This is a genomic window from Streptomyces sp. NPDC051822, assembly GCF_044452745.1.
In the GTDB taxonomy this organism is placed as follows: Bacteria; Actinomycetota; Actinomycetes; order Streptomycetales; family Streptomycetaceae; genus Streptomyces.
The window spans coordinates 336,737-346,875 of record NZ_JBITBZ010000010.1 but is presented as its reverse complement, the minus strand read 5'-3'; the positions used below and the strand labels follow the sequence as shown (position 1 = coordinate 346,875).

Sequence of the window (10,139 nt, the reverse complement as noted above, 5' to 3'; positions counted from 1 at the left end):
ACAACACAGCCCACTCGGCATCCGAAAGCTCATGACGACGCACCACGACAAGCATGATCCCTCATCACCAGACCGCCTTTGAAGACGACCCCTAGTGCACCTCTACGTGCAACCCTCCAGCCCCCTTCCGGTGCAACTCCTGCCGGGCCTGGCAGCGTGTCGAGGTGGTGGCTTGCCCAACGGACCGGCCCGGGCGGGTGGGACGGCTGCGCGGTGAGGCCGGCGCCCGGTCACCGGCGGCGCCCCACGGCCATCACCACCATGAAGACCACCGCCCCCACGGAGCCGAGCGCGGCGGCGGTCTCGCGCAAGGCCGGGTGCTCGTGCAGCACGTAAGCAGCGGAACCGACAAAAAGCGCGGCCGTTGCGATCCGGTGCACGAGCGTGGAGCGGTCCGGCTCCGGGCCTCGGGTCGGCTCCTGGGCGGGCGGCTGGGTCGGGGCGGACATGGGTTTCTCCTTCACGGTCAGGGGCGCCTGTCGGCGCATTCAGGGCGGTACATGAGCAGGTCTCAGCCCTTGCGTCTCGGGCCGGGGCGGCGAACAGGACCCAGACGTCCGGAACTTGCCGCAGTCCGGACTGTGAGGGATGCGGGGGTTAGGGAGGCAAGCGGTCCCACATGGACAGAAAAAAGACCCCATTCAATACGCTGACCTGCACGTTTACGTGCGGGCAGGTACTGAATGGGGCCGTGATCACGGGGTATGAGCAAGCCCCGCAACCTGTACGAGGACTCCGGGCATGCGGGGCGGGTGGGTCGGGTGCTGACCGATGCACCTCTGCCGGGGCGGGGCGTTCCGCTGTCCTGGGGTCTGCCGGAACGGGGGGGGGAATCCGGCAGACCCCTGGACTGCCAGAGCGGTCCCATGCGCTCGCCACCCGCCTGCCCCGAACCCACCTCCCACACACCACCCTCCGCCCCGAGCAAACCGAAGAGCCCGCCCCGGGGGCGGCGCAGCCGGCCGCGGCCGCTGTGACTTCTGGGTCAGGGCCGCACGTCGTCGTAGAGCCGTGCGGTCACACCCGGCTCTACGGGGACGCGGAGTACGAGCCCGCCCACGGTCCCACGGGCCCTCACCGGTACACGTTCGGCGGCCTCACGGAACGGCGTTCCGGATGGTCGGCCTCGTCGAGGCCGGCAGCGGGGCCGTCCGGCCGTGGACCGTCGTGCATCATGGCACTCCCTGAGCCAGCGCGGCGGCGTCCGACGTCGTCCGGCGGTCGGGGGGTAGGAGAGGAACATGGACAGCTCACTCTGGCTCGTGGTGGCCGCGGTCGTCGCGCTCGTGATGGCGGCATACGCGGCCGTTCTGCTCGTACGCGTCTTCCGGGCGCGCAGGTTGCTGCTGGACGCGGGGGTGCCGTTGCGGTCCAAGGCCCTGTTCTGGGCGGCCGTGGCGTACACGGTGTCGCCGATCGACCTGATTCCGGACCCGGTCTACCTGGACGACATCGGCGTCCTGCTGGTAGCCCTGCGGGCCCTGCACACGGCGGCGGCCAGGAGCGGCGTGGATCGCGAGGAGCTGCCCGGCTGACGCACGGGCCCGGGAGTTCGACGGCGCGAGGCGGCGCCCCCGCACCTGGGGTGCGGGGGCCGCCTCGGTGTGTGCGCGGGGGTCAGAGGTGTGTACGGCTCGTAGGTGTGCGCCCGGGGGCAGACGACGGCCGGGCCGCCGCCGAAGGGTCCGCCCGTCGGTATTGGACGGCGATCTCCTCCCGGTACTGCTGGTCCGCGAGGTGCTTGTCGGAGTGGAACTCCGGCGCGTTCTTGATCTGTTCCTTGGTCAGGTCGATGTGCATCACATGGCCCTCCAGGTCGATGCGGGTCACCGTGCCGGCGGGAAGGAGCACTTCCTTGCCGAAGATCCACACCCCCGTGTCGACGACCAGATAGGCGTCGCCGACCTCGTCGGAGTGCTTGTCGACCTTCCCGATGTGCCCGTCGGTGGCCTCCACCCGCCAGCCGGTCAGGTCCGTGCCCACCAGGTGGCCGAACGCCTGCCCGTAACTCCACACGTTCTCCGCCATGTCGATCACTCCTCCGTTCTCGGACGTTCTCCCGAGCCGCGTCACGCGGGCTCAGGAGGACCGCCTGCCCAGGAGACCGGAACCCCTACCTCCTGACGCGCCGTCGCGGTGAAGACCGCCGTTTCGACGGAGGCGAAGGTCACACCGTGGTCGGCGAGGGCCTCCGCGACGACGACGCCGGTCGTGGTGAGGGCCAGGAGGATGTGTTCGTCGCCGATCTCCCGGTCCTTGCCGGCCAGCGCCACGCGGAGCGACTTCTCCAGGACGGACTTGGCCTCCTGGGAGAAGGAACGGCGGCCCGACCGCCACCCGGTGTCCTTGAGGTCACCCGCCAGGGCGCCGGCGCCGTGCGTCTCCTCCACCCGTGCCACGATCACGCCGACGTCGATGGCGAGTTCCGCCAGAGCCGTCGCGTCGGCCCGGGAGAGTCCGGCCCGGCGCCGGGCTTCGGCGAGTGCGGTCACGAGCGAGGGACGCCGGTCCGGCGGGCCGGCGGGCACAGCTGCCGCAGCGCGGCCGCGCCCGGGTGTCCTCTCGGTCGAGCAGGGCCAGGAGCAGGTGTTCGGTCGTATCGGTCATGCAGCGGACCTACGTTGACAATCAGGACCTGTCAACCTTGGTTGACAGGTTTGCCCGGTGGCACGGCGGTGAGGCGAACAGGAACCACCACACACATCGACTGGGGAACCATGGAAAGCGTTGTTCGAACGGCGATCGTCCTCGGCGGCTCGGCCCTGCTGGCCCTCGCCGCCGGCCGCGCGGCGGACCTCTTCGCGAGGTACGCGGACGCTCGTCGCCCCGACACCCCGCTCTGGGGGCTGCTGCGGCGCTGCCGCACCCCCCTCCACCTCGTCCTCCTGACCGCCGTGTTCCGGTGGTCCTACCGCGCGACGGAATGGCCGCCGCTCCTGGCGCACACCGCGGCGGTGGACCAGTTCCTGCTGCTGTGCCTGATCGGCGGCGGCGCCTGGCTGACCGTACGGTTCGCCTCGGCCGTCGTGGAGTCCTCGTACGCGCGGTACGCCACGCGCGCGCGGGACGCCGCACGGCTGCGCCGCGTCCGTACCCAGGTGACGCTCATCACGCGCGTGGTGTCGGTCGCCGTCGGAGTGGTCGCCGCGGCCTTCGCCCTCGTCACCTTCCCGACGTTCCGAGGGCTCGGCACCTCGCTGCTCGCCTCCGCCGGGATCATCGGCATCGTGGCGGGCGTGGCGGCGCAGTCGACGCTCGGCAATCTCTTCGCCGGTTTCCAGATCGCGTTCGGCGACATGGTCCGCATAGGCGACACCGTCGTCGTCGACGGGGAGTGGGGCACCGTGGAGGAGGTCACCCTGACCTTCCTCACCGTCCGGACCTGGGACGAACGCCGGGTCACCCTGCCCGTCTCGTACTTCACCTCGCGCCCGTTCGAGAACTGGACCCGCGGCGGCAACGAGCTGACCGGCTCCGTCTTCGTCCACTGCGACCACTCCGCGCCCGTCGGCCTGATGCGCGCCCATCTGAAGGACTTCCTCGACGCCTGCCCCACCTGGGACGGCCGGGCCTGGGACCTCGCGGTCACCGACACCTCCCCGACCGCCATCACGGTCCGCGCCATCGTGACGGCCAAGGACGCCGACAACCTCTGGACGACCCGCTGCGCCGTACGCGAGGACCTCGTCGACTGGCTCACCCGGGAGCACCCGGGCGCACTCCCCCGCATCATCACCGCCCCGGCGGCGGACGCGCCGAGGGGCTGATGCGCGGGGCGTACGGGCGGGTCGTACAGGGCAGGTCGTACGGGCCGAAAGTGCCGGTCCATCCTCGGGACCTGCCATCGGCGGGGCCCTCCCCCATCACGTGCTGCGTCCGACCGCCGACCGGACGCCGCCAGGTGCCCCGGAGTCGGTCGGTGGAACACCTGATCGGGCTTCACCTCCTGCGGAGGGCTGGGTCTGATGTTCCGCCGGGGTTGCTCAGAGGGGGAGGACGGTGATGTTGGCGGGGCCGGCGACCTGGGTGATGCCGGTGGTGAGGCACTTCAGGAGGTCGGTGTTGAGAAGGACGATCTCGTAGACGATCCGGTCTCCGGTGAAGTCGCCGGAGGTGATGGTCGCGACGACGATGACGACGTTCTGCCCCACCGGTCGCTCGGTGAGCGAGATGCCCCCGCTGAAGTGGGAGGTGCCGGTGGGGTCGCCGGAGGAGTCCTTCCAGTGGATGGTGCCCGAGACGCCGGTCACCGGCAGGCTGACCGAGCAGGAGAGCAGCGCCTGGCCCTGGGCCTCGTAGTCGGCGAAGGCGTGGTCGGGTGAGGTGGAGACGCACGGGCCGAAGGCGCCTTCGGCCTCGAAGGACGTCTGGCGGGGCAGCAGGACCAGGCCGGGATCGAATTCCTGGGTGGCGTAGCCGGGGCAGTCCACCAGCACGGACTGCGACGCTGCGGGAACAGGAGCGGCCGATGCCGATGCCGGCAGGGTGACGACGAAAGCCAGGGGCAGTACGAGTGCGGTGAGGAGGGACAACAGATGCCGGATCACCGTGGTTCTCCTCGTGGTCGGGAACGGGGCGGGTCCTTTTGGTGGGGCGGGCGCGCTGTGTGGCGCGGGATGCCCGTGGGCGTGGCTGGCGGGGGTCAGAGGGGGGCGATGAGCAGGGTGTTGAGGATGCTGTTGGTGTCGCTGAGGCCGGTGGTGGAGCAGGCGGTCAGGTTGAGGTTGGGTTCGACTGTGGTCTGGGTGGCTGTCTGTCCGATGCCGAGGCCGGCGGTGACCGCGCCGACGGAGGTGATGGTGACGGTGCCGTCGGCGGCCCGTGCGGCGGTGACGGCCGGGTAGGTGACCGTACTGGAGGCGCCGGTGTTCCAGTGGTAGGTGATGGTGCGGGCCGGCAGGGTGAGCGGCGTCTGGACCGACAGGAGACAGCTGGTGGTCACGGTGCGGGTACTGGTGCCGGAGGCGCTGCTGATGCCGCCGAGCAGGGAGATGCAGCTGAAGTTCTCGCTGATGTCCAGCTGGTGCGTCTGGGAGGTGTTGGTGAGCGGGGGCGTGTAGTGGGTGTTCCGGTTCCCGGTCAGGCACGTGACGTCGATAGGTGTCGCGTGCGCGGTGGACGGGATCGCGACGGTGCCGGCCAGCCCCAGGAGCAGGCTGGAGGCGAGGACCGCGAACTTCCGCGTGCCGGGCATCAGGGAGATCATCGTTCGCATCATGGATCCTTCTCTCGATCGGGGGGCTCCACCGACCCTGCGGGGCCCTGCAGTCCTTGGCTGCTCAGGCAGTCCAGGATCGTCTGACAGGCTGCAGCGGCACGTTCCCGCACCGGCCAGGCCGGTGCGGGAACGGTCATGTACCGTCGGCGGGCGTTTGGCCTTTACAGGATCTGGAGGTTGACCAGGCCCGAGGATGTGGTCAGGCCTTGAGGGGTGAGGCACTCCAGCGTCTGGGACACGCCGGGGACCAGGACGATCTCGAAAATGATGGTGGAGTCCTTGAAGTCGCCGGACTTGATCTCTCCGGTCAGGACCAGGACAGAGACGCCACCCGGGCGCAGGCCAACACCTGCGGTGAAGTCGAAGGTGCTGGAACTGGACTGGGGGTTGGTCCAGTTGATGCGGCCGTTGCCGGTGGAGCTTCCGCCGGTGCAGGAGAGGGATCCGTTTCCGGTGAAGCTGATCGTGCCGTTGGTGTGATCCAGCGGCAGCCCCACGCAGGGGCCGATCGCTCCGGAGGCGGACAGAGCCACCTGCCGCGGAGCGAGGGTCAGACCGGGCTCATAGGTGGCGGTCTCATAGCCAGGGCACTCCAGCAGGGCAGCCTGCTGGCTCACGCCCGCGGTGGGAGCTGTCGGGGCAGCCTGCGCACTGGGCGTCAGCCCGAGAGCGATGAGGGCGGCCACGCTCGCGGTGAGCGCACCGTACTTCCGTGTGCCGCCGCGCTTGAGGAGCTGCATCACGTATGCCTTTCTGCCGAGCAACTCACGAGGGAGTTCGTCGCATGTCACGGGCATTGGACTGCGCATGTCACCACGACAGGCGACCGCGCCTCACCACCGTCCCAGCCTTGCCCGAACCAGACCATCACCCGGAAGAGGGAGCGCACGCCGCTCCACCGGGTGCGCCCTGCAGCCTGGCAGCTAACACTGAGAGGGCGGTTCGTGGGTCTTTGGCTGCATCTGTCGTCGCCTGATGGTGTGGGTGAGGGGCGGAATCCGCCGGTCCGCAGCCGCTTGCCTACTTGGTGTGATGATGTGAGTGAACCCAAGCTCTCCCTCAGCGACTTACCCGGTGCCGGACCGCCAACGGGAACTGGCCGTGTACGTGCTCGGGCAGGTCATCGCCGTCATCGTGTCGACCGCGAACACCCACGACAACGCAGCGGACATCACTCTGCTGAAATTAGGTCGCCAAGCACACCGGCGGCACCGTCCGCAAAACCCCGGGTCGACCAGGGATTCAAGACGGCCGTGATCGCCCACGGCACCGCGCTTGGCATCGACATGGAAATCGTCGCACGCAACCGGCAGCGAGGAAGCCGCCAGCACCCTGCCGGGCTCCGCACCCAGGACGGCCCCGACGGCGCCATCGTCTTCGAGCGGCGTGCAAAGCGCCCGATGGCACTGTGGGCCGAGGCCGGGGAGAACCTGCTCCGGATCGTCCCGCTCCTGGGCCTGGACGCGCCGCCGGCCGACGAGCCCGAGGAAAGCACGCCGTGCCCCGGCTGCTACCGCCCCGTCTACGAAAGCTCCTCGTCCGGCACGCTCATCGGCGCCGGGCCGCTCCCGGTGATCGGCCTGTGCAGGCTGTGCGTCAACGGCACGACGCTACGCTCCCTGCGCCAGGCCGACGTGCCCATCGACCCGCAACAGCGCCGTACTGGAGAGCGTGTCCGCCGTCCTGGCGTAGCGGGGCGGCTCACACGGCCTGAGTGGCCGCGGCTTCCAGGCGGTCGAGGCGTTCGTAGAGGGCGCGGACGAGGCGGGCGCGGTTCTGGACGCAGCGCACGGTGCCCTCGCTGGGCGCGGACAGCTGGCCTTCTGCCTCGCGCAGGACGACGTCGGTGAGGGCCTTGGGTCCGCTGTCCTTGGGCAGCTTGGCGGCGCGGTGGCGGACGTCGGAGGCAACGGCGCGGGCGCGGCCGGTCAGCTGGAGGGCGATCTGCTCCAGGTCGCGGACGGTGGGGGTGTGCTCGCCGGTCCACGCGAGGACGGCCTTGACGAGGCACTCGTACGGTTCGCGATCGAGCGGGAGCCCGGCTTCGATCAGGCCGTGGGGGTCGTACAGGACCGTGTGGGTGCTGGTGTGCATGGCGGGCCTCGCTGCCGGGAGCGTCGTATACGGGTGGCCGGCGGTCACCGCTGGGGGCCCTCGCCACCGCCAGCTCCGGCGTCCTGGTTCTCACCGTGCTGGCCGAGGAATCGGGCGAAGCCGCGGTCCGCGCGAGCAAGCAGGGCTGGTGAAGGGACGCCGTAGGCGGGCGGCTGGAGGCCGCGGCCCTCCGGGGCCGGGCGGTGGAGTCGGTGTGTGCGCGCATGAGGCCCCGCCTCTCCGGCTGGTGGTCCGTCGGCGCCGTCGACGCTACGCGCCTGTGGTCCGCGCGCTCAACGAAGTTGCGGAGAATTGCGGAAGTTCACTCCAGGGCGTCGATCGCGGCCTGGATGAGGGCGCGCGCTGCGTCGCCGTAGACGGCCATCTGCGCGAGGCCGGCGAACGCCTTGGCGTAGTCGGCGAGCTCGCGCGGCTGCGTCACCTTGATCTCCGCCGTCAGGGTCTCCACCACGGCCATGGTGTCGTCGTGGACGTAGAACGCCTCCAGTGGCCACACGGTGCGCTGCGCGGTGAACGGGATGATCCCGAGCGAGACGGAGGCGAGCGGCATCACGGCCACGAGGTGGCGCAGCTGCCCGCGCATCGCCTCGGGGTCGGCGGTGCGGTAGCGCAGGACGGATTCCTCCATGAGGACGGCGTAGCGGTGGCCGCCTTCGTAGAGGAACCGGGAGCGGGCGACGCGGGCGGCGACGGCTTCGGCGACATCGTCGGGGGTGCCCTGGAAGGCGGTGATCTGGTTCATCAGGGCGGTCGCGAACGCCGGCGTCTGGAGGAAACCCGGCGGCACGTTGGAGAGGTAGACCCGGCAGTGGCGGGTCTACTCGTGCAGGGCGAGCCAGTCCTCCTGAACCTGGCGCATGCCGCTGCGGTGCAGTCGGCGCCACTCCATGTACATGGACTCGACGGCGCGGGCAGTGGCGATGAGGTCGTCGGCCTGGTCGTCGGCGCCGCACGCCGAACACCAGGTGCGGATATCGGTGTCCGAGGGCGCGGCGTCGCCCTTTTGGATGCGGGTGGTCTTGGCGGGGTGCCAGCCGCACCGGGCGGAGAGTTCCTTCCCGGTGAGGCCGGCGTCCTTGCGCAGGTGCGTGAGCCGCACGGCGAGCGCCTCGCGGGGCGCTTGTGCGCTGGACGATGGGGAGGCGGTCGTCATGAGGTGCGTGGCCCTTGGGGCTTCGGTCAGATGCGGTAGGCGGCGTGGTAGGTGGCCAGGTCCCACACCGCGCGGAACGCCTCCACGCACAGCTTGATCGCCTGCGGGTCTTCGGTGTGGTCGGGCTCGAGGGCCTGGCCGTCACCGGAGAACAGGTTCCAGCGCACGAGTCGGTTGTCGATGAGCCAGAAGTCGTTGCCGGGCAGGGCGAGCGTGGAGGCGCGGTGGCGGGGCAGCCAGCGGACCTGTTCGCCGGCGCGGAGGTTGGCGTCGGTGATGGCGTGCTCGAAGCGGATGTAGTCGGTGACCGGCTCGGACACGACCCGGGCCCGGCGGACCTTCACCCCGCGGGCGACGGTCCGCTCCACCAGCGGCAGCCACCCGCTCCAGTACTCCGAGTCGTCCGCGGGCACGCTCCCGTCGCGCAGGAAGGTGTCGTAGACCTCCCGTTCTTCCTCAACGGCGTAGACGTCCCGCAGTTCCAGGTGCAGGGCGTGGTGCTGGGCGGAGTCGAGCAGGTCCTCAGAGCTGGGTGCCGGCGGCTTCTGCGGCATCACACGCCTTCCTGATCTGCTCCACCATCCGGGCCGGGATCCGGATGACCCCTTCGTCGTTGGCGGGCGGGCTGTCCTGGCTGCAGGCGGTCCTGGTCGCCGCGTCGGCGCCCTGCAGAACCAGTTCCGCGCCCTCGGCAGTGTCGGTGTCCACCCACACCGCGGGGTAGTTCCCTCCACCCGAGTTCGGGTCCGTGCCGAAGAAAAGCAACGCCATGATCGCCTCCGAAGCGAGCCGGTTGCGGACAGTTGCGCACCGACCGTCCCGCGCCCTGATGCCGCCGGCAAGAGGCCCCGGCCGGCCGGCAGGACGCCGGAGGAAGGCGGGGGGGCACGATGTACGCACCACAGTGCGGGGGCGTTCTCAGGAGCGTCCGACCCATGCTTGGTGGTGGGACGCGACGTTCAGTCCCTCGCGTAGGCGACCGCGCAGGACACCGACGCATGTCCGGCCCTCCACGACCTGCAGGCCACTGTCGGACGGGGCCAGGAGGCACCGGTCGATCAGAACGGGCGGGCGCAGCCACGTCCCGTGCTCTTCCCAGTACCGCCCGACCTCTGAGGGACGGACCGTGACCCAGTACACCGGGTTCTTGGCAAACTCCTCGATGCAGCCGGCGTCGAACGCTCCCGTCGGTATCCCGTGAAAGTCCGCAGCCGGGATCATCTCGAGCCGCCACCTGATCTCCCGCAGGTCGATGCTGCCGTAGTCGTCCACGAAGGCGGGGTTGTCGCCGAAGTCGTAGAGGAACTGTTCGAGAACGTCGTCCGGCCACTGAAGCGGGGCCACCGCCGGGTCGGCACGGAAGCGGTCGTAGCCGTAGCTGAGGCCGCCGGCTCGGCGGCGGGCCATCAGCGGGCTGAGGTCTTCCAGCTTCATGCCGCCAGGTGTACCGCAGATTTCCGGCAGTGGTCCCACATGCATGCCCATCGCCTTCCCCGCCGTGATCACGGCACGTTCGCCGCCCAGATCGCCGGCTTCGCGGCCTCGGCGGCACCTAGTACCGCGAGCAGGCCGGCCGTTGCTGCTCATCGGCATCGGCCTGCTCAAGGTGTGCTGGTGCCCGACCTCCTGGCCGCACCCGTGGTCACCGGCAAG

12 protein-coding genes and 1 pseudogene are annotated in these 10,139 nt (G+C 70.2%); 2 read left to right on the top strand and 11 right to left on the bottom strand.

What is annotated here, in order from left to right; genetic code table 11:
* Nucleotides 1–230: 230 nt before the first annotated feature.
* Nucleotides 231–449 carry a hypothetical protein gene (locus ACIA8N_RS28350; RefSeq protein ID WP_365787396.1) on the bottom strand — a complete coding sequence of 73 codons (219 nt, stop codon included), beginning with the start codon at nucleotides 447–449 and terminating at the stop codon, nucleotides 231–233.
* A gap of 792 nt (nucleotides 450–1,241) precedes the next feature.
* On the opposite strand from ACIA8N_RS28350, the gene ACIA8N_RS28345 reads away from it, so the two are divergent.
* Nucleotides 1,242–1,535: a YkvA family protein gene (locus ACIA8N_RS28345; RefSeq protein WP_365787394.1), complete on the top strand. Its 294-nt coding sequence runs from the start codon at nucleotides 1,242–1,244 to the stop codon at nucleotides 1,533–1,535.
* 82 nt (nucleotides 1,536–1,617) lie between these two features.
* Here ACIA8N_RS28345 and ACIA8N_RS28340 read toward each other — a convergent pair whose 3' ends face one another.
* Both ACIA8N_RS28340 and ACIA8N_RS28335 read right to left on the bottom strand, forming a co-directional pair.
* A complete protein-coding gene (locus ACIA8N_RS28340; protein ID WP_365787392.1) occupies nucleotides 1,618–2,028 on the bottom strand; it encodes a PRC-barrel domain-containing protein in 411 nt (136 codons plus the stop codon).
* A 41-nt stretch (nucleotides 2,029–2,069) separates the two neighbouring features.
* Nucleotides 2,070–2,492: a Clp protease N-terminal domain-containing protein gene (locus tag ACIA8N_RS28335; protein WP_365787386.1), complete on the bottom strand. Its 423-nt coding sequence runs from the start codon at nucleotides 2,490–2,492 to the stop codon at nucleotides 2,070–2,072.
* 225 nt (nucleotides 2,493–2,717) lie between these two features.
* Here ACIA8N_RS28335 and ACIA8N_RS28330 point away from each other — a divergent pair, with 225 nt between their 5' ends.
* Nucleotides 2,718–3,767, top strand: coding sequence for a mechanosensitive ion channel domain-containing protein (locus ACIA8N_RS28330; protein ID WP_365787384.1), 1,050 nt, complete (start codon nucleotides 2,718–2,720; stop codon nucleotides 3,765–3,767).
* Nucleotides 3,768–3,983: 216 nt separating this feature from the next.
* Here ACIA8N_RS28330 and ACIA8N_RS28325 read toward each other — a convergent pair whose 3' ends face one another.
* The 8 genes and pseudogenes from ACIA8N_RS28325 to ACIA8N_RS28290 all read right to left on the bottom strand — a co-directional run bounded on the left by ACIA8N_RS28325 (nucleotide 3,984) and on the right by ACIA8N_RS28290 (nucleotide 10,073).
* Entirely contained in the window at nucleotides 3,984–4,547 is a 564-nt protein-coding gene (locus ACIA8N_RS28325) for a hypothetical protein (RefSeq protein WP_365787382.1), read from the bottom strand.
* Between the two features lie 95 nt (nucleotides 4,548–4,642).
* Nucleotides 4,643–5,218 carry a hypothetical protein gene (locus tag ACIA8N_RS28320; protein WP_365787380.1) on the bottom strand — a complete coding sequence of 192 codons (576 nt, stop codon included), beginning with the start codon at nucleotides 5,216–5,218 and terminating at the stop codon, nucleotides 4,643–4,645.
* A gap of 161 nt (nucleotides 5,219–5,379) precedes the next feature.
* Nucleotides 5,380–5,958 (bottom strand): hypothetical protein, encoded by a 579-nt coding sequence (locus ACIA8N_RS28315; protein ID WP_365787378.1) that lies wholly within the window; start codon nucleotides 5,956–5,958, stop codon nucleotides 5,380–5,382.
* A 961-nt stretch (nucleotides 5,959–6,919) separates the two neighbouring features.
* A complete protein-coding gene (locus ACIA8N_RS28310) occupies nucleotides 6,920–7,312 on the bottom strand; it encodes a DUF6415 family natural product biosynthesis protein (protein WP_365787376.1) in 393 nt (130 codons plus the stop codon).
* A gap of 322 nt (nucleotides 7,313–7,634) precedes the next feature.
* A pseudogene (locus ACIA8N_RS28305) lies at nucleotides 7,635–8,486 on the bottom strand (helix-turn-helix domain-containing protein).
* Nucleotides 8,487–8,512: 26 nt separating this feature from the next.
* Nucleotides 8,513–9,040 carry a DUF6879 family protein gene (locus ACIA8N_RS28300; protein ID WP_365787374.1) on the bottom strand — a complete coding sequence of 176 codons (528 nt, stop codon included), beginning with the start codon at nucleotides 9,038–9,040 and terminating at the stop codon, nucleotides 8,513–8,515.
* A complete protein-coding gene (locus ACIA8N_RS28295; protein WP_365787372.1) occupies nucleotides 9,009–9,257 on the bottom strand; it encodes a hypothetical protein in 249 nt (82 codons plus the stop codon). The genes ACIA8N_RS28300 and ACIA8N_RS28295 overlap by 32 nt, the downstream gene beginning before the upstream one ends.
* Before the next feature lie 147 nt (nucleotides 9,258–9,404).
* Nucleotides 9,405–10,073 (bottom strand): hypothetical protein, encoded by a 669-nt coding sequence (locus ACIA8N_RS28290; RefSeq protein WP_365787370.1) that lies wholly within the window; start codon nucleotides 10,071–10,073, stop codon nucleotides 9,405–9,407.
* Nucleotides 10,074–10,139 lie beyond the last annotated feature (66 nt).